Source organism: Flavonifractor sp. An91, assembly GCF_002159225.1.
Lineage (GTDB): Bacteria > Bacillota > Clostridia > Oscillospirales > Oscillospiraceae > Flavonifractor > Flavonifractor avicola.
This window is the reverse complement of record NZ_NFHA01000007.1, coordinates 78,431-104,637: the sequence shown is the minus strand read 5'-3', so window position 1 is coordinate 104,637 and position 26,207 is coordinate 78,431. Positions and strand designations below refer to the sequence as shown.

Here is a 26,207-nt window from a genome sequence, read left to right as displayed (position 1 = left end):
CCGCCGTTCCTTAAAGAGGGTGCCTGACCATGAAACTATTACAGATGACCGATATTACCAAACGCTTCTTCGGCGTCACCGTGCTGGACAAGGTCAGCTTCGACGTGGAGGAGGGGGAGGTACACGCACTGCTGGGCGAAAACGGCGCCGGCAAGTCCACCCTGATGAACATCCTGGGCGGCGTCCACCAGCGGGACGGAGGCACCGTGGAGTTCTGCGGGAAGCAGATGGATTCCATCACAGTCAAATCGGCGGACGAGGCCGGGATCGCCTTCGTCCACCAGGAACTGAACGTCATCAACGACCTGACCGTCTACGAGAATCTGTTTTTGAACAAGGAGATCCTAGGCAAGTTCCGTCACCTGAATAAAAGAGAGATGATCCGCCAGTCCCAGGAACTGTTCAACCGGCTGGGCGTGGACATCAACCCCACCGATATGGTGGGCAGCCTGGACACCAGCCGCAAGCAGCTGCTGGAGATCGCCAAGGCCCTCCACGCCGAGGCCAAGCTGTTTATCCTGGATGAGCCTACCACGGCTCTGAACACCGAGGAGATCGAACATCTCTTCGTCATCGTGCGCCGGCTGAAAGGGGAGGGGAAGTCCTTTATCTTTATCTCCCACAAGATGCCGGAAATTTTTGAGATCGCCGACCGCTATACCATCCTGCGCAACGGCTCTTTCATTTCCTCCGGCCGCATCGCCGACATCACGCCGGAGGAAGTGACCCGGCAGATGGTGGGCGAGGGCTATGTGAACCAGGAGGTTTATGAGGCCCGCAAGCTGGGTGAACCCATCCTGGAGCTGGAAGGACTGACCGGCAAGGGCTTCCACGACGTGACCCTGTCCGTCCACAAAGGCGAAGTGCTGGGCTTTACCGGCCTGAAAGGCGCCGGCAGCAGCGAATTGATGCAGGCTGTCTTTGGAGCCATTCCCTTTACTGCCGGCAAGCTGAAGGTATGGGGCAAGCCGGTAGCCTCCGGTACCATCCATAAGGCCATGAAGGACAAGGTGGCTATGCTGGCCGCCAATCGGAAGGAAAACTCCGTCATTCCTGATATGACGCTTCTAGAGAATACATATTGCGCTGAGCACACCCTCAGCGGCCGTCATCCCCATATCCATGTGAAGCGGGAGGTGGCCAAGTACAACAAGCTCAAGCAGATGCTCAACATCAAGGCGGAGAGCCACGAGGACCTGATCGTCAGCCTCTCCGGCGGCAATCAGCAGAAGGTGATCCTGGCCCGGTGGCTCAACACCGAGGCGGAGATCCTGCTGCTGGACAATCCCACCCAGGGCATCGATGTGGGCGCCAAGACCGAGATCTACAAGCTGATCCAGGAACTGGCCAAGGCGGGCAAAACCGTCATCGTCAATACCCTGGAGATCCCGGAGATCCAAAAGGTGGCCGACCGCTGCGTGGTGTTCTACCACGGCGGCGTGCAAGCCGTGCTGGAGCGCAGCGAGATCACTGAGGAGCGGGTCATGCTCCTGGCTACCAACGCATCCGCCATCCGTGCGGAGCAGGGACAAGAGGTGTGAGACCATGAAAGAGAAGAATAAAGCGGCCACTCTGGTCAAAAGTATCTGGCACAAATATAACTTCATCCTGATCTTCCTGGCCATCCTGGTGGTATTCCTCATCATCAACCACGGCGCCACCACCATGACTACCCTGATGAATATTCCCCGTCACTCCACGGTGATTGGCATCATTGCCCTGGGTATGGGCCTGATCATCCTGACCGGCGACATCGATCTGTCGGTGGGCTCCCAGCTGGCGCTGGTGGGCGGTCTCACCGTCATGGTGTTCAATAACACCAACAACATCGCCCTTTCCTTCCTGTTTGCCGTCTTTATGGGCGTGATTCTGGGCCTCATCAACGGTGTGCTCATCGGCCTGGTGAAAATGCCCGCCTTTATCGTCACGCTGGCCACCATGCTGATGTACCGCTCCATTGCTCAGACGGTGATGAACAGCAACAACTGGACCATCTATCAGCTGGACGCCGGCCTGTCCCAGTGGCAGCCTCTGTGGGTCATCGGCAACCAGTCGGTGTTCCAGATCCCCATTCTGGTGCTCATTCTGGTGGTGGTGGTGGCCGTCATGACCTACCTGTCCACCAGCACCAAGTTCGGCAAGCGGGTATACGCTCTGGGCAGTAACGAGCGGGCCGCGCAGCTCTCCGGTATCAATGTAAGCATGACCCGGGTGTTGGTCTTTGTCATCGCCGGCGTGCTGATGGGCATCGCATCCTTCCTCTATGTGGCTAACGTGGGCTCCGTGGACCCGGCCACCAGCGGCAAGAACTATGAGCTGTACTCCATTGCCGGCGTGGTCATCGGTGGCATCAGTATGTCGGGCGGTAAGGGCCGCATCCTGGGTGTGGTGTTCGGTTCTATGTCCTTTACCATTATCGACAAGATCATCACCGCTCTGGGTCTCAACCCGCTGATCAACGACACCATTAAAGGCGCCATCCTGCTGCTGGCCATCGCCGTGCAGATGCTGCCTGCCATCACTCAGAAACTGCGCAAGGCGCGTACAGCATAATTCTGAAATGCAAAAGGGAGGGTATCGCTATGAAAACCTATGAGGAAATTGACAAAATTGTCTATGAGGGGCCGAACAGCAACGAGCCCTTCGCCTTCAAATACTACAACCCCGATGAGGTGTTGGCGGGCAAGCCTATGCGGGAGCACCTGAAGTTCGCCATGAGTTACTGGCATACCATCTGTGCCGAGGGTGTGGATATGTTCGGCAGCGGCACCATGGACAAGAGTTTCGGCCAGAGCGATCCTATGGCCAAGTTCCGGGCCAAGGCGGATTTCGCCTTCGGCCTGATGGATAAGCTGGATCTGGATTATTACTGCTTCCATGACGTGGACATCGCCCCTGAAGGCGCCACGGTAAAGGAGAGCATTGAGAACTTCAAGGTGATGGTGGCCTACCTGAAGGAACTTCAGAAGAAGCACAACAAAAAGTGCCTGTGGGTCACCGCCAATAACTTCGGCGACAAGAAGTTCATGGCGGGCGCCGCCACCTCCTGCTGTGCCGACGTGTACGCTGTAGCCGCCGCCAAAGTAAAAGCCTGCATTGACGCCGCCATTGAGCTGGGGGCCACCGGCTATGTGTTCTGGGGCGGCCGTGAAGGCTATGAGACCCTGTTGAACACCGACATGGGGCTGGAACTGGATAATCTGGCCCGCTTCCTCACCATGGCTCGTGACTATGGCCGCGCCCACGGCTTTACGGGCGACTTCTACATCGAGCCCAAGCCCAAGGAGCCCACCAAGCACCAGTATGACTTCGACGTAGCCACCTGCATGAACTTCCTGCGGAAGTACGGCCTCACCGGCGACTTCAAGATGAACATTGAAGCCAACCACGCCACCCTGGCGGGCCACACCTTCCAGCATGAGCTGCGCACCGCCATTGTCAACGACTCCTTTGGTTCCATCGATGCCAACCAGGGCGACCTGTTCCTGGGCTGGGATACCGATCAGTTCCCCACCGACGTGTACAACACCACCTACTGCATGATGGAGGTGCTGAAGGCAGGCGGATTTACCAACGGCGGCCTGAACTTCGACGCCAAGACCCGCCGTCCCTCCAACACCCTGGAGGACATCCTGCTGGCCTACATCGCCGGTATGGACTCCTTCGCCCTGGGTCTGCGGAAGGCTCTGGCCCTCCAGGCCGACGGCCGCCTGGACCAGTTCGTGGAGGACCGGTATGCCAGCTACCGCAGCGGCGTGGGCAAGACCATCGTGGATGGCACCGCTACCCTGGAGTCCCTGTCCGATTACGCCATGGGTTTGGAGAAGATCGACGTACCCAGCGGCCGGCAGGAGTATCTGGAAACCATCGTCAACAACGTCATGTTCCGCTGAGCGCTTGTGCGCGGAGGGGCGCGCCCAGTATGGCGCGCCCCTTTTACATTGGAAAGGAGAAGGGCTATGGCATATCTGATGGGTGTGGATCTGGGCACCTCCGGTACCAAGACCGCCCTGTTTGACGAGACAGGCCGCACCGTGGCCTCCTGCACCGCCACCTATCCGCTGGACCAGCCACACAACGGCTGGGCGGAACAGGACCCAGAAGCCTGGTGGCAGGCTGCCTGCGAGACCATTCGGGGTGTACTGGACCAGAGCGGTGTCTCACCCAGCGAAGTAAAAGGCGTGGGCCTGTCCGGCCAGATGCACGGTCTGGTCATGCTGGACGGGGAGGGGAGGGTGTTGCGCCCCTCCATCCTGTGGTGTGACGGCCGCACCGGCCGGGAGTGCCAAGAGATCACGGAACTGATAGGGAAGGAGCGGCTCATCCAGCTCACCGCCAACCCGGCCCTCACCGGCTTTACCGCCGGTAAGATCCTGTGGGTGCGCCGCCATGAGCCGGAGCTGTACGCCAAGTGCCGTCACATCTTGCTGCCCAAGGACTACCTGCGCTATAAGCTGACGGGAGAGTTTGCTACCGAGGTATCCGACGCCTCCGGCATGAACCTGCTGGACGTGGCACACCGCTGCTGGAGCCGGGAGGTGCTGGACAAGCTGGAGATCGACCCGGCCCTGCTGGGTAAGCTGTATGAATCTGTTGATCTGACCGGCACGGTGACGGCGGCTGCCTCTGCTGCTACCGGCCTGGCGCCCGGCACACCGGTGGCGGGCGGCGCGGGAGACAACGCCGCGGCCGCGGTGGGCACCGGCGTGGTGCGGTCGGGGCGCGCCTTTGTCACGCTGGGCACCTCCGGCGTGGTATTTGCCCACGCCGATCAGGTGAGCATCGACCCCGGCGGACGGGTCCATACCTTCTGCGCCGCCGTGCCCGGAGCGTGGACAGTCATGAGCTGCACCCTGGCCGCCGGTCTGTCCCTCCAGTGGTTCCGCAACCAGTTCTGTGCCGAAGAGCGGCAGCAGGCGGCGGCAGAGGGGGTGGACCCCTACGACATCATGACCCGGGAGGCCTCCCAGTCCCCCATTGGGGCCAACCGGCTGCTCTACCTGCCCTACCTGATGGGCGAGCGGTCTCCGCTATTGGATGAGAAGGCCAGAGGCGCTTTTATCGGCCTGTCCGCCATGCATGGCCGGGGAGATTTGATCCGGGCGGTGATGGAGGGCGTGTCCTACTCCCAGCGCCAGTGCCTGGACATTTTAAGGGAGATGGGGGTGGCACCCGACCACATCATGGCCTGCGGCGGCGGCGGACGGTCGCCCTTCTGGCGGCAGATGCTGGCCGACGTGCTGGGCTGCACCGTCCAGACCGCTAAAGCGGCCCAGGAGGGGCCGGCCCTGGGTGTGGCTATTCTGGCTGGTGTGTGCGCGGGGGTATATCCCGATGTGCCTACCGCCTGTGACGCCATCGTTCATCCCGATCAGTCCTGCGCCCCCAACGGGGCGGACAGTACCCGGTATGAGCCTTTCTACCGGCTGTATACGGAACTCTATCCCGCCCTTAAGGACAGCTTTTCACAACTGTATGACCTGTGAAAAACGCGGCGCTGCCCACCGGCAGCGCCGCGTTTTTGCGGTGCAGCTTGAGAAACACGGCCAGAAGAATACCGGCCAAGAGGATGGATTTTGCTATGGGAAACACAACTAGATAAAGAAAAATATACCAGCAGAAAAGGCGATGTTACATATATTACACAAAAATTTTTCAGAAATAATACGGTGTAAAGGCTGATATTACTAAAAAAGGCTTGTACCCGAAGGAATGTTTTGTTAAAATAACACTGTATCAAACGGAGCGGTTCAACCGCTGCGGACCGGGGAGAGATGGTGCTGCCCGGAAGAAAGGAAGGAAAGGGCCAGGAAACAGAAGAGAAAGCCGGACGCTCCGTCCGGTTTTTTTGGCCAAATCTGAGGTGTGGAGGTGAGAGCATCCGGTATATTGGAAGAAAGAAATGGCCGCGCAGGCGGCCTATGCGAGGAAGGATGGATGATCGTAGTATGAGACATAAGCTGAAACCCCTGCTATCCACGTTATTAACCATCGCTATGATCCTGTCACTGCTGCCCACCGCGGTTTTTGCGGCTGGTGGCACGAAGGAACTGGGTACATATGTAAAGATGCAGGTCGATTCTGCGGATGACATTACCGCCGGGACTTATTTGATTTATGGTATAAGTTCTCAACAAATAGATGATGGAACGGACGCAGCCTTTATGTCCACGACGGGATCTACTAATACAAGGCTGATGTCTGTGAGTCTTGATATTACCGAAGATAAAGTTACAACTGATGATTCCAGTGCTGCATGGAGATTGATTGCAACCGATGGGGGCTTTTATATCCAGAATGTCGGAAACAATCAGTATCTCTATTATGGAAATAATAGCGGAAATAACATCTATCAGACAGCTGAAATAACACAGGCAGGTGTCTGGAATGTTGTGAATCATGATGGCTGCTGGACATTGCAGGAGACTGCTTCCGGAAGACAGCTGAGCTGTAACCGGTTTGGCAGTGCAGGAAGTTATTATCTTGGCTTTTCATCATATACAAGCAGCAGCAGTACAAAGCGAGATTTGACGTTTTATCTGTTGGATGATACGCAGATCGTCCCTGAGCCTGAGCCTGATCCCGAGCCGGAGACCACCACCATTGCCGAAGCGCTGGATGCTACCGATGGTACGGAAAATCTGACCGTCAAGGGCGTGGTCACCCTGATCGACGGCAAGAACGTCTACCTCCAGGACAGCACCGGCGGTATTTGCGCCCGCATGAGCGGCCAGTTTGATGATATCGCCCTGGGTGATACCGTCATTGCCACCGGCAAGCGGGATACTTATAACGGTCTGCCCCAGCTGGGCAGTGCGACCTATGAAAAATCCTCCGGTCTGACCCTGACCCCCACGGTCAAGACCATCGGGGAACTGACCACCGCCGACATCTGCACCTATGTGACCATCCAGAACGTGGAAGTTACCAAGGTGTTTGATGACAACGGCCAGTACGAGAATCCAAATATCACGGTTGAGGATGCCGACGGCAATACCATCCAGATCTACAAGGCCGTGGTGGACAAGACCGCTATAGCCGTTAACGATGTCATCACCATCACCGCTGCGGTAAGTGTATACAACGACACCTTCCAGCTGCGAAATACGGTGGCAAGCGAGATCAAGGTGAAGCAGGAAGTCACAGACCCCATTACGGACGATATGATTCCTGAGGGGGTTAAGACCATTGACCAGGTTGCCAATGGCGATCAGGGCGTATCTGTCATTGGCCAGGTAGTATACCACTATGGCAACCCGTACCAGGGCAGCGAGAGCATCAACTCCATCATCCTGGAAGATGTGATCAACGGGGAGATCGTTGGTTTCCAGATCTACGACTATACAAATTACGACAGTTATAAAGTCGGCGATATTGTAAAGGTTACCGGCAATGTTTCGCTCTATGGCGGCGTACTTCAGATGTCGGCACCTGCCATGGAGGTCCTTCAGACCGGAGTGGAGCCTATCCCGGCCCAGCAGATTACCATTTCTGAGATGGGGCCAGAGTATCTCTCTGAATATGTCTACATTGAAGGGGTTACGCTGGGTAGCTATAATGCAAGCGGCAATACCACTGTTACGGACAGCACAGGAACCAGCAATTTGTATAAGGGTGCGCCTCTGCCCAGCGGAACTGTTACAGCGCTGTATGCCTGCTGCTCCGCCTATAACGGAACGTATCAGCTGCGGAATGGACGCACTGCGGATTATGTGGCCGAAGGCGGCAGCGACCCCGGCACTGGCACCGTTTTCCCCAATGAGGGCGACACCGTGGTGCTCTACAACATAGGCTCCAAGGGTGTGCTGGCTGGAGAGGGCGACAATCAGGTTATCAATAACGCTGCTGCTACGGTGGCTGACGGTGTGGCCACCCCCACCAACGGCGCCCGGGTCTTTACCGTAGAGAAAAACGGCGAGTATTACCGTTTCAAGACCGCCCATGACGGCTATCTCTGCTCCAACGGCACCGGCAACAACGCATTTTATTCCCAGACGCCTTCCGAGGATGCCGACTGGACGCTGGCAGAGTACAACGGCGGCTTTACCCTGGAGAGCCGCACCGCCAAATTCAACGGAAAGTATTCCCAGTTCCTCGAGTACTATGGCGGTACCTACAAGTCTTACAGTATGTATAACGTCACCGACAAGGACATTTACACCTTCCAGTTCTACCCCGTGGCCGAGGGCGTGAATGTGACTGACGGCGTGGTCAACGTGCCCACCGTCAACTTTACCGACGGCGGCGACGCCTTCGTTGGCCGGAATTACACCGTTTCCTTTACGGTGGACTCTGTCTTCGGTGTAAAGGAACTTTCCGCCAAGTATGGTGAAACCACGGCTAAAGTGACCAACGACAACGGCGCCTATACCTTTACCATTCCTGCCGAAGCTCTGTCCGCGGGTGTCGTGGCGATCTCCGTCACCGGTATCGACAACAAGGATGTGGCCTTCTCCGGTACGCTCTCCGTCACCGTGAAGGACGAGCCTGTCATTGACACCGTGTCCCCCGCCGCCAATGCGCAGACCGGCGAGGACAAGCGCCCCGAAATCAGCGTTACCTTCGCCAATGCGGGCAAGAATCCCACCGTTACCATGACCGTCAATGACAAAGCCGTCACGCCCACCGTCGCCGACGGTAAGGTTTCCTACACCCCCGCCCAGGATCTGGCCGACGGCCGCACCACCGTTTCCGTCACCATCACCCGGGCAGACGGCAAGAGCGTTTCCCGCACCTGGAGTTTCACCATCGGTACGGCTCAGTATCAGCTCTACTTTGGCCAGCTCCACTCCCACACCACCTATTCCGACGGTTCCGGCTCTCTGGAGTCCGCCCTGGAGTACGTGCAGAACCTGCCCGACAATGCCAACGTGGACTTTGTGGCCTTCACCGACCACTCCAACTACTTTGACAAGTCCGGCGAGGCCAATCCTGAGGCCGCACTCTACGACACCACCCAGATGACCGCTTACAGCCAGAATCTGTGGAAGGAGTACAAGGGCACCATTGCTGACTTCAACGCCAGCCAGACCGATGTGGTTGCTCTGGCCGGCTTTGAGATGACCTGGTCCGGCGGTCCCGGCCACATCAATACCTTCAACACCGAGGGCATTGTCTCCCGCAACAACGCTGCCCTGAACAACAAGACTGCGGATGCTGGTCTGAAGGCCTACTACGCCCTGCTCAGCCAGGCAGAAGGTGCAGCGTCCATCAGCCAGTTCAACCACCCCGGCGACACCTTCGGCACCTTCATCGACTTCGCCTACTGGGACCCCGCCATCGACACCCGCATCCAGCTGGTGGAGGTGGGCAACGGCGAGGGCGCCATCGGCGCCGGCGGCTACTACCCCAGCTACGAGTACTATGTCATGGCCCTGGACAAGGGCTGGCACGTGGCCCCCACCAACAACCAGGACAACCACAAGGGCAAGTGGGGCAACGCCAACGACGCCCGGGACGTCATCCTCACCGACGACTTCTCCGAGGAGGGCATCTATCAGGCCATCCGCGACCGGCGGGTCTATGCCACCGAGGACAAGAACCTGGAGATCAACTACACCCTCAACGACGCCATGCTGGGCACCATTCTGGACGACGAGGGCGTGGAGCAGGCGAACATCAGCGTCACCGTCTACGACCCCGACGCGAGCGATTCCATCGCCCGGGTGGAAGTGGTCGTCAACTCCGGCGCGGTGGCCTACACCTGGGACGATCCCGAGGAGCTGGCCTCCGGCGCGCTGAGCTGCACCATTCCGGCCGACTACAGCTACTACTTCATCCGCGTCACCCAGGGCGACGGCGACCTGGCCGTCACCGCCCCCGTGTGGGTGGGCGAGACCCTGAAGCTGGGCATCTCCTCCGTGACGTGCGGCACCGCCAATCCGGTCACCGATGAGGAAGTGACCATCACCACCAACCTCTTCAACAGTGAGGCGGAGGAGGCCACCGTCAACTCCGTCACCTATACCAGCCGGGGTGAGACCCTCTATACCGACACCACCGGGTACACCATCCCCGCCGCCGGAGGCACGCTGGCCATTGAGTGGAAGTACACGCCCACCCAGGCCCGGCTGACCCCCATCACCGTCACCGTGTCCATGACCCAGGGCGGGATGGAGTACACCTATTCCATGGAAGTCACGCTGGACGTGCTGGATGCCGGGCAGCTGGTGTACATCGGCATCGACGCCTCCCATTACAACGAGTACGTCAACGGCAATTACAGGGACTCCATGGGCAACTTCGGCAATCTGGCTGCCGGCTATTCGGTGCGCACGGTTCAGCTGAACACCAGCGCCGACCTGATCGCCGCCTGTGAGAACAAGGACAACAAGTATAAGGCCATCATCCTCACCGCGCCCTCTCGCCGCCTGGCGGAGGCTCAAAGCGACCCCAGGACCTACTCTGAGGCGGAGCTGGAGGCGCTGGCCGACTTCAACGACGCCGGCGGCATGGTCATTCTGGCTGGCTGGTCGGACAACTACGAGAACTATGACGTCATTCAGAGCAACCCGGATATCGTCCACATGGCCGCCACCCAGAACGCGGTGCTGGAGGCACTGGGTTCCTCTCTGCGGATCGGGGATGACGCCACCTATGACGACGTCTACAGCAAGATCGACGGCGTGGACGCCTGGCGGCTGTATTTCAACACTTACAACTGGGACAGCTTCCTGACCCAGGGCGTGGAATATGACGAGGCTCACAGCTACGACAATATGTATACCCAGCTGTACAGCCACTACGGCGGCGCCACAGTCTATGCCGTGGATGAAAACGGCGATGCCGCCGCCACCCTGCCCGCTACCGTGACCCCCGTGGTCTACGGCCACGACTCCACCTACTCCAAGGATGTGGACGGCGACGGCCTGGGCGGCAGCGATATTCCCAAGTACCCCGCCGCGGAGGGCGATAACCGCCTGATGGTGCTGGCCACCGAGGACCTGGGAGACGGAAAGGGCCTCATCATCGTCTCGGGCGCGGCCTTCATGTCCAACTTCGAGGTCCAGGCCGAGGTGGAGGACTCGGGCGCGGAGAAGAACTACTCCAACTACAAGATCTGCGAGAATCTGGTGAACTACCTCAACCCCGTCACCATTACCCCCATCAAGGACGTCCAGGCTCAGAAGGACGAGGGCATCAAGTACACCATCGAGGGTGTGGTTACCTCCAATGCCTCCGGCTACGACAAGGATACCGCCTTCTTTGACTGTATCTACGTTCAGGACGGCACTGCGGGCATCAACGCCTTCCCTGTGGCGGGCAATTATAAGATCGGTGACAAGGTGCGTATCACCGGCACCACCTCTTCCTATCAGGACGAACGTCAGATCGCCGTGACCTCTATTGAGAAGATTGGCGAAGGCACCGCTCCCGCCCCCAAGGACATCACCGCTGCCCAGCTCAACGATGGTTCCGTCCTGGGCAGCCTGGTCACCCTGAAGGGTACGGTGGAGTCCTTCGCCAAGGAAAATGGACTTGTCCAGACTATCATGGTCAGAGACAGCCAAGGCAATGTGGGCCGCGTGTTCATCGACGGCTACATTACCACCGACAAGGATGTGGAAGGCCTGGAAGTGGGCTGTGCCATTACCGTTACCGGTCTTGCCTCCTATGACAATACCTTCAACGCCCCTGAGGGCCCCTTCCCCCGCATCCGAATTCGTGACAGAGCGGATGTTGTGTGTACGGCTGCCTCCACCGGAAGCTCCACCTCCTATGCCATCACTGTGGAGGACAGCGATAACGGAACCGTGACCGCCAGCCGCACCCGTGCCTCCAAGGGCCTGACCATTACCCTGACTGTGAAGGCTGACGAAGGCTACGAGCTGAATGTGCTGACCGTTACCGATAAGAACGGCAACGAGATCAAGCTCACCGACAAGGGGGACGGCAAGTACACCTTTGCCATGCCCGCCTCCGCCGTCACCGTGGAAGCCTCCTTTGCCGCCAAGAGTGTGGAGAACGAACTGCCCTTCACGGATGTGGATGTGGACGACTGGTTCTACGGTGCGGTAAAATACGTCTATGACAACGGCCTGATGAACGGCACCTCTGCCACCCAGTTCTCCCCCTTCATGACCACCAGCCGGGCCATGATCCTTACCATCCTGGCCCGCTACAATGGCGTGGATACCTCCACCGGCGCTACCTGGTATGAGGCCGGTGTGGCCTGGGCGGTGGAGAACGGCGTGTCCGACGGTACCAATCTGGAGGCTGCCGTGTCCCGTGAGCAGCTGGTCACCATGCTGTGGCGTCTTGTGGGCAGCCCCGTTATTGAGTGCGACCTGACCGCCTATCCTGACAGCGGTTCTGTCAGCGACTGGGCCGCCCAGGCTATGGCTTGGGCTGTGGATACCGGTATCATTATCGGTACTGGCGCCGGTACCCTCAATCCTCAGGGGAACGCGACCCGTGCGGAAGTGGCTGCCATGCTGGCCCGCTTTGCAGAAAACGACTGATTCCATACTTGCGTATGCGGGGCGCCGCCTGCCTCGGTGGGCGGCGCCCCGCCTTATATCTTGAGAGGAGAGCGCCATGGGACAAAAGAAACAAAAGCAGCCTGTTCTGCCGGAAAAGCAGCCCCTATGGCCTCCCAGCAAGGGCCGGATTGCAGGGCTGATTGTGGGGCTGTGCCTGCTGCTCATTCTGGTGGTGGGGGGTGTGCTGCTCCAACCGGAGAATGGGGAGCTGACTGCGGCCCAGAAGAGAAACTTTGCTTCTGCCCGCGTTACCGATATCCTGGCCGATGATGCCCAGCCGGATGAATGGACCGAGGGCCTGCGGGTGGGCAGCCAGTATTTGGAGCTTGAGATTCTCAGCGGTCCCTACAAGGGGGCCGTTCTGGAGGCTATCAATTACCTCACCGCCTATGCCAATGTAGACTGCTCCCTGGGTACCCGGGTCATTGTACGACTGGATGTGGATGACAATGGGGACCCATATGTGATCTCCATTCCCAACTACGACCGAGGTATCGTTCTGGTGGGGATGCTGGTGGTTTTTGCTCTGCTGCTGATCCTCATTGGCGGCAAAAAGGGAGTCATGGCTCTGCTGGGATTGGCCTACACCCTGGCCGGTATCTGGTTTTTGCTCATTCCCATGGTACTAAGGGGAGCGCCATCCATTCCGTCGGCTATCTTTATCGCGGCGCTGACGGCGGCGGCGTCCCTGCTGATGCTGACCGGTTTTTCCCGCAAAACCCTGTGCGCCGGACTGGGCTGCGTATGCGGTGTAGCGGCGGCAGGCCTGTTTGCCTGGATCGTGGGGATCATCACCCCGATTGGCGGGTTCAATATGTCGGAGGCGGAGGAACTGGTGCTGCGGGCCTATGACAGCCCCCTGGAGATCCGGGGCCTGCTGGTCAGCGGCATCCTCATCGCCGCCCTGGGGGCGGTGATGGATGTGGCCATGTCCATCTCCTCCGCCTGCCATGAGTTGCGGGTGGTGGACCCGGAGATTACCTCCGGCCGCCTGTTCCGGTCGGGGATGAACATTGGCCGGGACGCCATGGGCACCATGGCCAATACGCTGATCCTGGCCTTTGCGGGCGCCTCCTTCAATATGCTGCTGCTCTTCCAGGTCTATCATTACCCTCTGATTCAGATCATCAACAGCGATACCATGGCCATTGAGCTGATCCAGAGTGTGGCCGGCTCGGTGGGCATTATCTTGACTGTGCCGCTGGTTTCCCTGTTTGCCTCCCTGCTGCTGGGGAAGAAAAAGAAGCGGGCTGGATAAGCGGACAAATCAAAAAAGAAAAAAGCCACTGGAAATTCGCTAGAATTTCCAGTGGCTTTTTTCTATGCAGAAGATGATTGGACCTTAAGGAGTAAGCGGAGCAAAGGACTCTTTTGCCAGTTTGATAAATGCCTTTCCGATGGGGGAGATATTATCCCAGGCGGTGTAAGCGATGCCGATATCCCGGTAGGGGGCCTCTGTAAGATCCCGGACTTCAAATTGAAAGTTCAGGTAGTCCCGATAGGACATCTCCGGCAGGATGGTCACACCAAGTCCCCGGGAAACCATGGAGATGGTGATGTCATCGTCACTGATGCAATATTTAACGTTCAGGTTGAGGTTGTAGTTCTTAATCAGTTCACCTACCTGATGCCGCGGTCCTTCTCCCGGCATGATAAAAGACTCCGGCTCCAGATCCTTTAGAGAGAGGTGTTCCTTTTCTGCCAGCGGGTGACCTGGAGGCAGGATGGCGGCCAGTTTTTCCCGATAGAGGTTCACAAAGGGAAATGGGGTTTGGGAGGAGACGGAGAGAAAACCGAACTCCACGGTGCCACTGGCCAAAAGACGTTCCACGTCGCTGTAGTTGCCATGGAGCAGTTGAATTTGAATATTGGGGTAGCGGTCATTGAAGCGCTTGACCATATCCGGAAAGGTATGGATGGCCAGGCTGGGGATGGAAGCAATGCAGAGCTTACCGGCGCCTACACCCAGATAGAAGGAGGCCCATTGATCCAGCGTGGTCTGACTGTTTACGATCTTGATGATAAACGGCATAGCTTCCTGGCCTGCGCTGGTCAATCTGGTTTTTCGTCCTTCCCGAGTCAGCAGGCGAAAGCCCAGGGCCTGCTCCAGACTATAGATACAGTGGGAGACAGCAGATTGGGTATAGCCCAGTTCTGCAGCGGCACGGGAGAAACTTTCGCACTCAACGACCTTTAAAAATACCTTGTATTTGTCGGTTTCCACAGCTTGCGCCTCCTGACGTGCTCATACGGTAAAGTATGAAAATCTTTGATGGGAACCATCGGAAATATTCGCTAGATTTTGGGTGAACTCTGTGCTAATATTTGTGACAAAGAAACAAAGGTTTTGTAACTTGATTGTTAAGATGATTGTTAATAAACCTGTCTATTTAATAATAAGACAAAAAGAAAAACGTGTCAATATTTATTGAAGATTTGAGAAAAAAGAAATATTTGGCGGTTTCAAATACGGAAAAAATAACAGCGTAAAATGACTTTCTTGAGGCGAGGCAAATAAGAGAGAAAAGGGGGGCTGCGCATGAAAACCGGAAGGATTTTTAACATTCAGAAGTGCTCCATTCGTGATGGACGGGGGCTGCGTACATCGGTCTTTTTCAAGGGCTGCGGCCTGTACTGCCTCTGGTGTTCCAACCCGGAAGGAATTTCCTTTGAACCGGAAATCACGCTGAATCCTCAGAACTGCATCGCCTGCAACGGGTGTATGCGAAATTGCCCCACGGGTGCTTCCCGGCTGGATGAGAATGGGGTGCCGGTGTACCAGCGGGACCAGTGCACCAGCTGCGGACGGTGCGCGGACCTGTGCCCCACCGAGGCCAGAAAGCTGAACGGCCAGGACTATACGGTGGAGCAGCTGTTCAAACGGATCTATCAGGATCGGTTTTACTTTCAGCATTCCGGCGGCGGCGTGACCTTTACCGGCGGAGAGGCGCTGATGCAGCCGGAGTTCCTGTTGGCGATCAGCAAAAAGTGCAGGGAATATGGCGTCAACGTGGCCATTGAGACCTGTGACTGCGGCGACTATGAGAAATTTGCCCCCTGCCTGGATTACATCGATTTTATCTACTTTGATCTGAAGCATATGGACAGTGAGCAGCACCAGAAATGGACGGGGCAGCGCAACGAGCGTATTCTGGAAAATCTCCGCCGGATCAGCCAACACGGCAACGAGATCATCGTCCGAACGCCGGTGATTCCGGGTATCAACGATTCGGAAGAGAACATCCGGGAGACCGCCCGGTTTATTCTGCCCCTGGCGTCGGTCCAGAAGTACGAGTTGCTGGCTTACCACAAACTGGGCATCAACAAATACAAATTGCTGGGTAAGCCCTATCTGCTGGAGGAGATTCAGGAGCCGACGGCAGAGCATATGTTCCATCTGGTGGACGTGGCCAACGAGGTACTGGCTCCGGCAGGGAAGAAATGCTTTTATAACCTGAACAACGACTACGATGAGTAAGTCTGGCAATGGGATAGCTGGATCACTCCGGTGATCCTTCAAGATAAAACTGCTTTTCAAAGGAGGAATCTGTTATGGCATCTGAACGAGTGGAATTTTTAAAGGCGCGTCTGCGCAACACAAATCCGTCCATTTCGGTGGAACGGGCCAGACTGGTGACCCAGTTCTACCGCATTCCCTCCATCGAATCTCCCATTATGCTGGCCGGCTATGCCTTTACTTCGGCCAGCCTGGGTATCTCCCACTGTATGGCTCACCCTCTTGGTGCTATGTATCATGTGCCCCACGGCGTGGGCAACGCCATCTGCCTGCCGGTGGTGATGGAGTTCAATATGGGCGCCTGGCCTGAGCGCTACGCGGATATTGCCACCTTCTTCGGTGAGGATGTGTCTGGCCTGTCCGTGCTGGACGGGGCCCGCAAAGGCGTGGAGTGTGTCTACCGCCTGGTGGAGGACCTGCCCATCCAGCCTCTGGAGCATTGGGGCGTTACCCTCCAGTCGCTGGATCAGCTGGCCGATGAGGCCATGAAGGGCGGCGACCGGCCCAATAACGCCCGTATGACCACCAAAGAGGACTTTATCCGCCTGTATACCAAGGCCCTTACCCTGAAGAAGCAGGGGTGAGAACCATGGCCAACAAGTTTCGCAAACTGGTGGCGGTGGAGCCCATCCGGTTTGACCGGCAGGCGGTGCAGAAGCTTTCTCAGGTGGCAGATGAGGTGATCTGTTACCAGGACAGCCCGGCCAGTCAGGAGGAAATACTTCGCCGGATCGGCGATGCGGATGCGGTGCTGGTCTTTTACACCAGCACCATCGGGGCCTGGGTTATGGAACGCTGCCCCAACCTGCGCTACATCGGAATGTGCTGCAGTTTGTACACGCCAGAGAGCGCCAATTTGGATATTCAGGCGGCCCATGCCAGAGGCATCACGGTTACAGGGATCCGCCGCTATGGGGATCAGGGCGTACCGGAATTTATCATCAGCGAGCTGGTTCGCCTGTTCCACGGATTTGGCGGCGTGCAGTTCCGGCCGGAGCCCATGGAGCTTGCCGGGGCGCGGGTAGGCGTGATCGGCATGGGCGATGTGGGAAGCCTGGTAGCGGATGCCCTGCGCTTCTTCCACGCAGATGTCTGCTACTTCAGCCGTACCCGAAAACCGGAGGCAGAGGCCAGAGGAATCTGCTATCTTCCGCTGCCTGACTTGCTGGAACGCTGTGACGTGGTGACCACCCACCTGCATAAGCACACGGTGCTGATGGATGAGCAGGCGCTGGCCAGACTGGGCAACGGCAAGGTGCTGATCAATACCACCTTTACACCGCCCTATCCGCTGGAGGCATTGGAGCATTGGCTAAAGCAGCCGGGGAACTTCTACATCGGAGATACCGCCGGCGCCATAGGCGGAGTGGACGGCCCCATTTTCTCCCTGCCAAATGTGATCTGCCCCGACCGGATCGCCGGCGAGTCGGTGCAGTCCGGGCAGCTGCTGCGGGAAAAAGTACTTGATAACCTGAGACGCTATCTGGAAGAAACTTGACGGTCCAGATTCAAACCAGCTCGATTGAGATTGAAAGGTGTATCTGACCCATGAAATATAATTTTGATGAGATCATTGACCGGCGGAATACCAACGCCATGAATCTGGAAGGGTTCCGGGAGTATATTTTCCACGCCGATCAAAGCCTGAAGTTCCCCTTCCCGGACGACCAGTTTATCCGGATGTGGATCGCCGACATGGAGTTTGCCACCCCCCAGGTCATTATTGACGCCGTCAAAGATCGCCTGGACAAACGGATCTTCGGCTATACCAAGGTGTTTGACCCGGAATATTATGAGGCCTTTGCGGGTTGGACCCAAAAGATGTACGGCTGGTCCTGCAAAAAGGAGCATCTGTTTACCGCCGCCGGTGTGGTCCCGGCTCTGTATGAGCTGGCGGAGTATGTCTGCAAGCCGGGGGAGAAGATTCTCACCCTTACCCCGGCCTACAGCTATTTCAAGCACGCGGTGGACTATCACGGCATTGAACTGGTGTGCAGCAACCTGATCAATCGGGATAACTACTACACCATAGATTTTGAGGATCTGGAGGCCAAGGCGGCAGACCCTGCGGTGAAGCTCCTCTTCTTCTGTAATCCCCACAATCCCTCCGGCCGCATCTGGACGGAGGAGGAGCTGAGACGGGTGGCGGAGATCTGCTTTGACCACGGCGTGCTCATCGTCTCCGATGAGATCCACTGCGATCTGATCCGCACAGGGCTGAAGCACACGCCGCTGGCCAAGCTGTATCCCGACAGTGATCAGATTATCACCTGTATGGCCCCCAGCAAGACCTTCAATATGGCGGGCTTTATGCTGGCCAACATCGTTATTCCCAATCTGAAGGTGATGAAAGTCTGGAAGGAGCGGCACTACGACTGGCAGAATCCTCTGAGTGTGGAGGCGGTCAAGGCAGCTTATCAGTACGGCGAGGACTGGCTGACCCAGCTGAAGCTCTATCTGGATGAGAACTTCCGGTTTGTGGGCCAATACCTGGCCCAGAATCTGCCGTTGGCCAAGTACCGGATCTCCGAGGCCACCTATCTGGGCTGGGTGGATGTGTCGGCCTATGTGTCGCCCGACGAGGATCTGCCCATGTTGTTTGCCCGGGAGGCAGGTGTGCTGCTGGAAGGCGGCGATATGTTTGTGACCAATTCCGACGGCTTTATTCGCCTGAATCTGGCCTGTCCCAAATCTATACTGGAGGAAGGATTGCGCCGGATCTGTAAACTGCTGGCTGAGCGGGCCGCGGCATAAGAAACCATCCGGGCCGGTGGGGGTATCCCACCGGCCCGGATGGTTTTTCAGGGCAGAAATACATAGCGTGCCAGTCGGTCGAAGGCCTCCTGAACGCGGGAGAAGGGGAGGGCCAGATTCATACGGATATGACAGGGACCATGGAACATCCGGCCATCCTGAAGCGCCACCCCCACATCCCAACAGGCGTGGAGCACATCGTCAATGGTTTTTCCATGGGCCTCACACCACTGGGAGCAGTCGATGAAAAGCATATGGGTGCCCTCCGGCATGGTAATGTCCAGACCGGGGAAGCGATCGTGAATGAAGGACACTGCGTAATGCATATTTTGCGAGAGCACCTGGCACAGCTCATCCACCCAGACGTAGCCCTCGGGCTGATAGGCCCCGATCAATCCGTGCATGGACAGTACGTTCATCTCGTTATAGTGGGAGAGGGAGGACTCTTTCAGAACGCGGTCATGGAGCCAGGGATCGTAGATGATGTGGTAGCCCCCCACCAGACCGGCCAGATTGAAGGTTTTGGAGGGGGCGTAAAAGGCGGCGGTGTGGAGCCGGGCATAGTCGTTGACGGACTGGGTGGGGATATGTCTGTGTCCGTCCAGCAGCAGGTCGGACCAGATCTCGTCGGCAATGACATAGACATGATGCTTTTCAAAGATGGCCATGGCACGTTCCAGCTCCCAGCGCTCCCACACCCGGCCGCAGGGGTTGTGGGGACTGCACAGGATCATGGCGTGAATTTGGTTCTCTATAATTTTGCGCTCCATGTCCTCAAAGTCCATGCGCCATACCCTGTTTTCATCTTTCACCAGGTGAGAGTGGACAATATGGTAGCCGTTGTTCTCCAGGCACATGGTAAAGCCAATGTAGGTGGGGGCGTGGACCAGAACATGATCCCCTTTGGAGCACAGTACGTTCAGAGCACTGATGACCCCGCCCAGTACACCGTTTTCGTAGCCGATGTGCTCTGCCTTCAGCCCGGAAACCCCATTGCGGCGCTGGTGCCACTGGATGATCTCATCAAAGTAGGCCTGTCTGGGTACAAAGTAGCCGAAGGCGGGGTGTTTGACCCGCTCCATCAGGGCATTTACAATGGAGGGACAGGCGGGAAAATTCATGTCCGCGATCCACATGGGAATGGCGTCGAAGCCTTCCTTGGGCAGCGAAGGCTCCATGCCGTAGTAATCATCCCCGATGCAGTCCACCGCGCTTGCGTCCAGGTTATGCCGGTCCATAATGGATGTAAAGTCATATGTCATGGAGAGACACCTTCCCTATATGTTATAAAGCTGCTTAATGTTTAAGTCCATTATAAACCAATGCTGGTAATATTCAATGGGGCATCCATATTTTTATGACATAATAGGACAGGACCGGATCATTATTTGATCCGGTCCCGTCCTATTGCAGCTATAAAGGCCCCGCTGCCATACAGCAGGGAGTATTTGGAACATGGCGATCAAGGAAAGAGGTCAATCCTCCTCTTTCCGGTAGACAAAGAAATTTTCCCGACTGCGCTGAATATCACCCTGGTATGCCTCATTCAGCTTCTTCTGGACGGCAATGTGATGTTCCAGTTCCTCTTCTGTAAAATCAGACAGCAAGTCAAAGGTAATCTTCTGGCTGGTGCGGTTGAACTTCTGATGGGCTTTGCTGAGCTCCTCTCCCTCGGCGGTGAGGAACAGGTTGTAAAGCCGCTTGTTGGCGGAATTGCGCCGCTGTTCCACCAGGCCCTTGTCGCACAGCTTGCGTACGCTCTGGGAGCAGGCGCTGGTGGTCTTTTTCAGAATATTGGAAAGATCTGTGACCGTAATGCCGGGATAGGCGGCAATCAGACTGATGATGTCGCCCTCCGCCTGAAAAAGGATGTAGTTACCGTAGTGGTGGGGAAGGGAATCATATTCCTCCATCAAGGCATAGGCCTTGTCCTGCTCTGCCCAGAGCTGCTTCAGCAATCTTTGCCTTCTTTTTTCCATAAAATACAGCCTCTCTCTCTATCTTGATATGGAGCGGCATCGCGCAAGCAATCTGAAGTAACAATATGGGATAAAATGATTTGATACGAAGGATTTCTTCTATAGTCCCATTTTATATAAAGTTTACCCAATGTGCAATATGCAAGATTGTTAAAAAAGAATAGAACAGGGAAAAGAGACGACAAAAATCCTGTAACCTTATGGGTTACAGGATTTTTGTCAAAGTAAAATAGAGAGGGATATCTCAGCGTCTGGTTTTCAGGCGGGCCATGGCCCGGGCCAGGGCGGCTTTGGAATGGTAATACTCGTGGACGCTCTGCTTCTGGCGCAGGCGCTCCTCGGCACGCAGCTTGGCGGCCTCGGCCCGCTTCCGGTCGATCTCCTCGGGATGTTCGGCGAAACCCACCAGCAGGATCACATAGTCCGGCTTGATCTCGGCAAAGCCGGCTCCCACAGCGGCAGGCTCCCACTTGTTCTCCACCTTGTAGCGCAGCTCCCCCGGCTCCACGGCGGTGACCACCGGTTCGTGGCCGGGGTAGATGCCCATCTGGCCGTCCACAGCGGGAAGAACCAGGGCTTCGGCGGGGCCGATGTAGAACTGGCGCTCGGGGGTAATGATCTCCAGGGTAAAGGTACCGGTTTGGGCCATTTATACCGCCCCCATCTTCTTGGCCTTGGCAATGACCTCGTCCACGTTGCCCACGTTGCTGAAGGCGGCTTCGGGGTATTTGTCCAGCTCGCCGCCCAGGATGGTCTCAAAGGAGCGGAGGGTGTCCTCCAGCTTCACATAACGGCCCTCCAGACCGGTGAACTGCTCGGCCACAGAGAAGGGCTGGGAGAAGAACTGCTGGATGCGGCGGGCCCGCTCCACGGTGCGCCGGTCGTCCTCGCTCAGCTCCTCCATGCCCAGAATGGCGATGATGTCCTGGAGCTCCCGGTAGCGCTGGAGCAGCTCCTGGGTGCCACGGGCGATCTTATAGTGCCGCTGGCCCACCACGTCGGGCTCCAGAATACGGGAGGTGGACTCCAGAGGGTCCACCGCGGGGTAGATGCCCTGCTCCACGATCTTACGGGAGAGAACGGTGGTGGCGTCCAGGTGGGCAAAGGTGGTGGCGGGGGCGGGGTCGGTCAGGTCGTCGGCGGGGACGTAGACGGCCTGTACCGAGGTGATGGAACCGTCCTTGGTGGAGGTGATGCGCTCCTGGAGCGCGCCCATCTCGTTGGCCAGGGTGGGCTGGTAGCCCACGGCCGAGGGCATCCGGCCCATCAGGGCGGACACCTCGGAGCCAGCCTGAACGTAACGGAAAATGTTGTCGATGAAGAGCAGCACGTTCTGCTTCTCCTGATCCCGGAAGTACTCGGCCATGGTCAGGCCGGTAAGGGCCACCCGCATACGGGCTCCGGGGGGCTCGTTCATCTGGCCGAAGACCAGGGCAGTCTTTTCAATGACGCCGGATTCGGTCATTTCCCGCCACAGGTCGTTGCCCTCACGGGTACGCTCGCCCACGCCGGTAAAGATGGAGTAGCCGCCGTGCTCGGTGGCGATGTTGTGGATCAGCTCCTGAATGAGCACGGTCTTGCCCACGCCGGCGCCGCCGAACAGGCCGATCTTGCCGCCCTTGGCGTAGGGGGCCAGCAGATCGATGACTTTGATGCCGGTCTCAAAGATGTCCACCACGGGACGCTGGTTTTCAAAGGCGGGGGGCTGGCGATGGATGGACCATTTTTCCTTGGCCTTCACCGGCCCCTTCTCATCAATGGCGTCACCCAGGACGTTGAACATCCGGCCCAGCACGCCTTCGCCCACGGGGATGGAGATGGGAGCGCCGGTAGCGATGACCTCCATGCCGCGGCCCAGGCCCTCGCTGGGGGAGAGCATAATGCAGCGGACGGTGTCGCCGCCCATATGCTGCGCCACTTCCATGACCTGGCGCTGACCGTTCAGCTGGACCTCCAGGGCCTCCTTGATCTCGGGCAGGCTGCCCTGGTCAAAGGCAACGTCCACAACAGGTCCCATGACCTGTACAATGGTTCCCTTGTTTTCCTTCATATCGTAATCTCCCTTGGACTTTTTACAGTGCGGCCTGGGCGCCGCCCACCACCTCGGTGATCTCCTGGGTGATGGCGGCCTGGCGGGCCCGGTTATAAGACAGATTCAAATTTTGCAGCATAGCCCGGGCATTGTCGCTGGAGGATTTCATGGCGGTCATGCGGGCGTTCTGCTCCGAGCAGTAGGATTCCACCAGAGCGCCGAAGATATCGCCCTTCACATAGCCGGGCACAAGGCGGTCCATAACCGCCTTGACGGAGGGGACGTATACCACGTCCCGATTGTAGGTGTCCCGGTTTTTCTCATAGTCGGGAAAGACGTCTGGGTCCAGAGGCAGCAGCTTGTGGACGGTGGGCTCCATGCGGAAGGTATTCACCATGCGGGTGAAGAGGATATAGACCTCGTCCAGCTGTTCCTCCAGATAGAAGTCGATCATCAGCTCGGCCATATCCCGGGCCCGGCCCATGTTGGGGTCCTGGGCGGTATAGAGAAACTCCACATCGATGGGGATGCCGTGCTCCTGGAAATAGGAGCGGCCCACCTGACCCACCACGAAGAGGCTGGTATGGGGATGCCGGCTCATCTTCTGCTCGGCCAGCTTCAGAATGTTGTGGTTGTAGGCGCCTGCCAGGCCCTTGTCGCCGGTGATGACAATATAGCCGATCTTACGGTCCTCCGGCTGAACGCTGGGACGCTTGTCAAAGAAAACGTGACTGATCTCCGGGGAGTGGTGGAGAATGTCGGAGATGGTGGTCTCGATCTTCTGAAAGTAGGGCTCCACATCGGTGAGCTGTTTCCGGGCCTTCTGAAGATTGGAGGAGGAGATGAGATACATGGCGTTGGTGATCTTCAGGGTCTGCTCCACGCTCTTGATGTGGGTGCGGATCTCTTTTATGCTTGCCATGTGGCGCTCACCCGTTTCTTGGCGTTGTCCAGCACCGAGCGGATGGTCTCAATGGCCGGGCCGCTCAGGTTGCCGGTGGACTGGATCTCGTCCACCACGTCGGTGTGTTCCTGCTCCATCTCCTGGGCAAAGTCCAGCACGAAGGAGCGTACCTTGTCCAGAGGCACGTCGTCCAGAAGTCCGTTGGTGGCAGCATAGAGGATGATGGCCTGGCGGCTTACCGGCATGGGGTTGTACAGAGGCTGCTTCAGCAGCTCCAGCAGGCGGCGGCCGTGGTCCAGAGCCTGCTGGGTGGCGGGGTCCAGATCGGAGGCAAACTGAGTAAAGACCTCCAGCTCACGGAACCGGGCCAGGTCGATACGCAGGGTACCGGCGGTCTTTTTGATGGCCCGGGTCTGGGCGGAGCCGCCTACACGGGATACCGACAGGCCTACGTTGACGGCGGGCCGCTGGCCGGCAAAGAACAGGTCGCTTTCCAGATAGATCTGGCCGTCGGTGATGGAGATGACGTTGGTGGGGATATAGGCCGACACATCACCGGCCTGGGTCTCGATGATAGGCAGGGCGGTCATAGAGCCGCCGCCGTATTCCTTGGTAAGGCGGCAGGCCCGCTCCAGCAGCCGGGAGTGGAGGTAGAACACGTCGCCGGGATAGGCCTCACGGCCGGGAGACCGCTTGAGCAGCAGGGAGAGGGTACGGTAGGCCACCGCGTGCTTGCTCAGATCGTCGTAGACGATGAGCACGTCCTTGCCGCGGCTCATGAAGTACTCGCCCATGGCCGCGCCGGAATAGGGGGCGATGTACTGGAGGGGGGCGGACTCACTGGCGGTGGAGGAGACGATGATGGAGTAGTCCATGGCGCCGTGCTTCTTCAGGGTATCCTGAATACGGGCCACGGTGGAGGCCTTCTGGCCGATGGCCACATAGATGCAGATCACATCCTGACCCTTCTGGTTCAGAATGGTGTCCACGGCGATGGCGGTCTTGCCGGTCTGCCGGTCGCCGATGATGAGCTCACGCTGGCCCCGGCCGATGGGTACCATGGCGTCGATGGCCAGGATACCGGTCTGAAGGGGGACGTTCACCGGCTCACGGCTGACCACGCCGCTGGCCTCATGCTCAATGGGGCGGGTTTCGGTGGCCTCAATGGGGCCCAGACCGTCGATGGGCTGGCCCAGCACGTCCACGACGCGGCCGATCAGGCTGTCGCCCACGGGCACGTCGGCAGGGTGGCCGGTGCGGCGTACCACGGTGCCCTCCCGGACTCCGGCGTCGCTGCCCAGCAGTACCACGCCCACGCTGTCCCGGGCCAGGTTCATGACCATGCCCTTGACGCCGGTGTCCAGCTCTACCAGTTCGCCGTATACCGCCTTGTCCAAGCCGTAGACGGTGGCAATGCCGTCGCCTACTTCCAGCACGGTGCCGGTCTCATCCCGCCGTACGCGGGTATCATACCCTTGAATCTCCTCCCGCAGGATGGAGACGATTTCTTCGGGATTGGTTTTCATGCCATTCGCCTCTCTTCCAGTTGCCGGCTCAGACCGGCCAGCGCGCCCCGGACGCTCTTGTCATAGGTTACGCCCTCCAGCTCCAGCGTGAATCCGCCCAGCAGAGACGGATCGATGCGGATCTCAAAGACCACATCAGCCTTGTGATGGAGCCGGCACAGGGCCTGTTTCAGCTTTTCCTGCTCCGCTTCATCGGGGACACGGACACAGGTCAGGCGGCAGCGGACCGCCCCCCGCTGAGCCAGGGCCTTGTCATGGAAGGCTTCCAGAATGTCGGGCAGCAGAGTCATACGGCCCTTTTCCGCCAGCAGGCGGTAAAAACGCATCAGCAGACCGTGGCCGTCCAGAATGGGCAGCCGGTCCAGAACACGCTCCTTTTCCCAGGCTTGGACGGCGGGGGAGCACAGGGCCTCCCACAGAGGGGCGTCCGCCATCATGGCCTGAGCGGTGGCTTGCAGGGTCTCCTCGTCGGGGGAGACGGCATAGAGTGCCTCTGCATAGCGGCGGGCCAACTCATTCATGCCTGCTCACCCACTTCCGACAGGAATGTATCCACAAAGGCCTTGTCGTCGTCGCCGTCCATAGACCGCTGGGCCACTTTGGCGGCGGCCAGCAGGGCCAGAGAGGCCACCTCGTTCCGGGCGCCCCGCAGCATGGCGTCCCGCTGCTCGGCGATCTGGGCCTCAGCCTCGCTGCGCAGACGCTTGGCGTCGGTCTCTGCTTCGGCCATCTTGCCCTCGTAGACACGCTGGGCCCGGTTCTGGGCGTCGGCCACGATCTTGGCGGCCTCATGCCGGGCGTCGGTCAGCTTGCCCTCGTACTGGGCCTTCAGCGCTTCGGCCTGACGGTTATTTTCCTCCGCGGAGGAGATCTCGCCCTTCACCAGAGCGGCCCGCTGTTCCAGCACAGCGTTGACCCGGCCGAAGAGAAACTTCTTCAGCAGGAAAAAGAGTATCAGCAGGTTGATAATGGTGAAGAGAATGGTGGAAAGATGGAACTCCAGCATTGGGGGC

The 26,207-nt window shown here is 58.0% G+C and carries 19 protein-coding genes; 10 read left to right on the top strand and 9 right to left on the bottom strand.

Features of this window, described 5'->3' with window-relative positions; translation table 11 throughout:
- Nucleotides 1-29 precede the first annotated feature (29 nt).
- The 6 genes from B5G42_RS06415 to B5G42_RS06390 all read left to right on the top strand — a co-directional run bounded on the left by B5G42_RS06415 (nt 30) and on the right by B5G42_RS06390 (nt 13,740).
- Nucleotides 30-1,541: a sugar ABC transporter ATP-binding protein gene (locus B5G42_RS06415; RefSeq protein ID WP_087268084.1), complete on the top strand. Its 1,512-nt coding sequence runs from the start codon at nt 30-32 to the stop codon at nt 1,539-1,541.
- Between the two features lie 4 nt (nt 1,542-1,545).
- Entirely contained in the window at nt 1,546-2,553 is a 1,008-nt protein-coding gene (locus B5G42_RS06410; protein WP_087268081.1) for an ABC transporter permease, read from the top strand.
- 29 nt (nt 2,554-2,582) lie between these two features.
- The gene (gene xylA / locus B5G42_RS06405) at nt 2,583-3,893 is read left to right on the top strand and encodes a xylose isomerase (protein ID WP_087268078.1); all 1,311 of its coding nucleotides are present in this window, start codon (nt 2,583-2,585) and stop codon (nt 3,891-3,893) included.
- A 66-nt stretch (nt 3,894-3,959) separates the two neighbouring features.
- Entirely contained in the window at nt 3,960-5,486 is a 1,527-nt protein-coding gene (gene xylB, locus B5G42_RS06400; protein ID WP_087268072.1) for a xylulokinase, read from the top strand.
- Nucleotides 5,487-6,527: 1,041 nt separating this feature from the next.
- Nucleotides 6,528-12,461 carry a CehA/McbA family metallohydrolase gene (locus B5G42_RS06395; RefSeq protein WP_087268069.1) on the top strand — a complete coding sequence of 1,978 codons (5,934 nt, stop codon included), beginning with the start codon at nt 6,528-6,530 and terminating at the stop codon, nt 12,459-12,461.
- A 76-nt stretch (nt 12,462-12,537) separates the two neighbouring features.
- Nucleotides 12,538-13,740, top strand: coding sequence for a YibE/F family protein (locus tag B5G42_RS06390; protein ID WP_087268066.1), 1,203 nt, complete (start codon nt 12,538-12,540; stop codon nt 13,738-13,740).
- A gap of 84 nt (nt 13,741-13,824) precedes the next feature.
- On the opposite strand, the gene B5G42_RS06385 is transcribed toward B5G42_RS06390, so the two are convergent.
- Entirely contained in the window at nt 13,825-14,706 is an 882-nt protein-coding gene (locus B5G42_RS06385; protein WP_087268063.1) for a LysR family transcriptional regulator, read from the bottom strand.
- Between the two features lie 315 nt (nt 14,707-15,021).
- Here B5G42_RS06385 and B5G42_RS06380 point away from each other — a divergent pair, with 315 nt between their 5' ends.
- From B5G42_RS06380 to B5G42_RS06365, 4 genes are all read left to right on the top strand, one after another.
- A complete protein-coding gene (locus B5G42_RS06380) occupies nt 15,022-15,960 on the top strand; it encodes a glycyl-radical enzyme activating protein (protein ID WP_087268059.1) in 939 nt (312 codons plus the stop codon).
- Between the two features lie 74 nt (nt 15,961-16,034).
- Nucleotides 16,035-16,583: an iron-containing alcohol dehydrogenase gene (locus B5G42_RS06375; protein WP_087268056.1), complete on the top strand. Its 549-nt coding sequence runs from the start codon at nt 16,035-16,037 to the stop codon at nt 16,581-16,583.
- Between the two features lie 5 nt (nt 16,584-16,588).
- Complete coding sequence (locus B5G42_RS06370) at nt 16,589-17,497, top strand: NAD(P)-dependent oxidoreductase (RefSeq protein WP_087268053.1); 909 nt, start codon at nt 16,589-16,591, stop codon at nt 17,495-17,497.
- Between the two features lie 50 nt (nt 17,498-17,547).
- A complete protein-coding gene (locus tag B5G42_RS06365) occupies nt 17,548-18,753 on the top strand; it encodes a MalY/PatB family protein (protein WP_087268049.1) in 1,206 nt (401 codons plus the stop codon).
- A 47-nt stretch (nt 18,754-18,800) separates the two neighbouring features.
- Here the strand turns inward: B5G42_RS06365 and B5G42_RS06360 are convergent, their stop codons facing one another.
- The 8 genes from B5G42_RS06360 to atpF all read right to left on the bottom strand — a co-directional run bounded on the left by B5G42_RS06360 (nt 18,801) and on the right by atpF (nt 26,200).
- A complete protein-coding gene (locus B5G42_RS06360) occupies nt 18,801-20,015 on the bottom strand; it encodes a MalY/PatB family protein (RefSeq protein WP_087268047.1) in 1,215 nt (404 codons plus the stop codon).
- Between the two features lie 213 nt (nt 20,016-20,228).
- The gene (locus B5G42_RS06355; RefSeq protein WP_242955409.1) at nt 20,229-20,711 is read right to left on the bottom strand and encodes a MarR family winged helix-turn-helix transcriptional regulator; all 483 of its coding nucleotides are present in this window, start codon (nt 20,709-20,711) and stop codon (nt 20,229-20,231) included.
- A gap of 265 nt (nt 20,712-20,976) precedes the next feature.
- Nucleotides 20,977-21,381, bottom strand: coding sequence for an ATP synthase F1 subunit epsilon (gene atpC / locus B5G42_RS06350; protein ID WP_087188614.1), 405 nt, complete (start codon nt 21,379-21,381; stop codon nt 20,977-20,979).
- Nucleotides 21,382-22,782, bottom strand: a complete 1,401-nt coding sequence (gene atpD, locus B5G42_RS06345; RefSeq protein WP_087268044.1) for a F0F1 ATP synthase subunit beta — start codon at nt 22,780-22,782, stop codon at nt 21,382-21,384.
- A 22-nt stretch (nt 22,783-22,804) separates the two neighbouring features.
- A complete protein-coding gene (atpG, locus tag B5G42_RS06340; protein WP_087268041.1) occupies nt 22,805-23,686 on the bottom strand; it encodes an ATP synthase F1 subunit gamma in 882 nt (293 codons plus the stop codon).
- Nucleotides 23,674-25,194 (bottom strand): F0F1 ATP synthase subunit alpha, encoded by a 1,521-nt coding sequence (gene atpA / locus B5G42_RS06335; protein WP_087268038.1) that lies wholly within the window; start codon nt 25,192-25,194, stop codon nt 23,674-23,676. The genes atpG and atpA overlap by 13 nt, the downstream gene beginning before the upstream one ends.
- Nucleotides 25,191-25,715: an ATP synthase F1 subunit delta gene (gene atpH, locus B5G42_RS06330; RefSeq protein ID WP_087268035.1), complete on the bottom strand. Its 525-nt coding sequence runs from the start codon at nt 25,713-25,715 to the stop codon at nt 25,191-25,193. Before atpH ends, atpA begins: the two co-directional genes overlap by 4 nt.
- Nucleotides 25,712-26,200 carry a F0F1 ATP synthase subunit B gene (gene atpF / locus B5G42_RS06325; RefSeq protein WP_087188619.1) on the bottom strand — a complete coding sequence of 163 codons (489 nt, stop codon included), beginning with the start codon at nt 26,198-26,200 and terminating at the stop codon, nt 25,712-25,714. Before atpF ends, atpH begins: the two co-directional genes overlap by 4 nt.
- Nucleotides 26,201-26,207: the final 7 nt, after the last annotated feature.

Excerpts from the sequence above, each read along its gene's own strand:
- atpG (WP_087268041.1), bottom strand. The coding sequence starts at position 23,686 with ATGGCAAGCATAAAAGAGATCCGCACCCACATCAAGAGCGTGGAGCAG.
- B5G42_RS06410 (WP_087268081.1), top strand. The coding sequence starts at position 1,546 with ATGAAAGAGAAGAATAAAGCGGCCACTCTGGTCAAAAGTATCTGGCAC.
- atpF (WP_087188619.1), bottom strand. The coding sequence starts at position 26,200 with ATGCTGGAGTTCCATCTTTCCACCATTCTCTTCACCATTATCAACCTG.
- atpA (WP_087268038.1), bottom strand. The coding sequence starts at position 25,194 with ATGAAAACCAATCCCGAAGAAATCGTCTCCATCCTGCGGGAGGAGATT.
- B5G42_RS06360 (WP_087268047.1), bottom strand. The coding sequence starts at position 20,015 with ATGACATATGACTTTACATCCATTATGGACCGGCATAACCTGGACGCA.
- atpH (WP_087268035.1), bottom strand. The coding sequence starts at position 25,715 with ATGAATGAGTTGGCCCGCCGCTATGCAGAGGCACTCTATGCCGTCTCC.
- B5G42_RS06370 (WP_087268053.1), top strand. The coding sequence starts at position 16,589 with ATGGCCAACAAGTTTCGCAAACTGGTGGCGGTGGAGCCCATCCGGTTT.
- atpC (WP_087188614.1), bottom strand. The coding sequence starts at position 21,381 with ATGGCCCAAACCGGTACCTTTACCCTGGAGATCATTACCCCCGAGCGC.
- B5G42_RS06415 (WP_087268084.1), top strand. The coding sequence starts at position 30 with ATGAAACTATTACAGATGACCGATATTACCAAACGCTTCTTCGGCGTC.
- xylA (WP_087268078.1), top strand. The coding sequence starts at position 2,583 with ATGAAAACCTATGAGGAAATTGACAAAATTGTCTATGAGGGGCCGAAC.
- B5G42_RS06380 (WP_087268059.1), top strand. The coding sequence starts at position 15,022 with ATGAAAACCGGAAGGATTTTTAACATTCAGAAGTGCTCCATTCGTGAT.
- xylB (WP_087268072.1), top strand. The coding sequence starts at position 3,960 with ATGGCATATCTGATGGGTGTGGATCTGGGCACCTCCGGTACCAAGACC.
- B5G42_RS06375 (WP_087268056.1), top strand. The coding sequence starts at position 16,035 with ATGGCATCTGAACGAGTGGAATTTTTAAAGGCGCGTCTGCGCAACACA.
- B5G42_RS06390 (WP_087268066.1), top strand. The coding sequence starts at position 12,538 with ATGGGACAAAAGAAACAAAAGCAGCCTGTTCTGCCGGAAAAGCAGCCC.
- B5G42_RS06365 (WP_087268049.1), top strand. The coding sequence starts at position 17,548 with ATGAAATATAATTTTGATGAGATCATTGACCGGCGGAATACCAACGCC.
- atpD (WP_087268044.1), bottom strand. The coding sequence starts at position 22,782 with ATGAAGGAAAACAAGGGAACCATTGTACAGGTCATGGGACCTGTTGTG.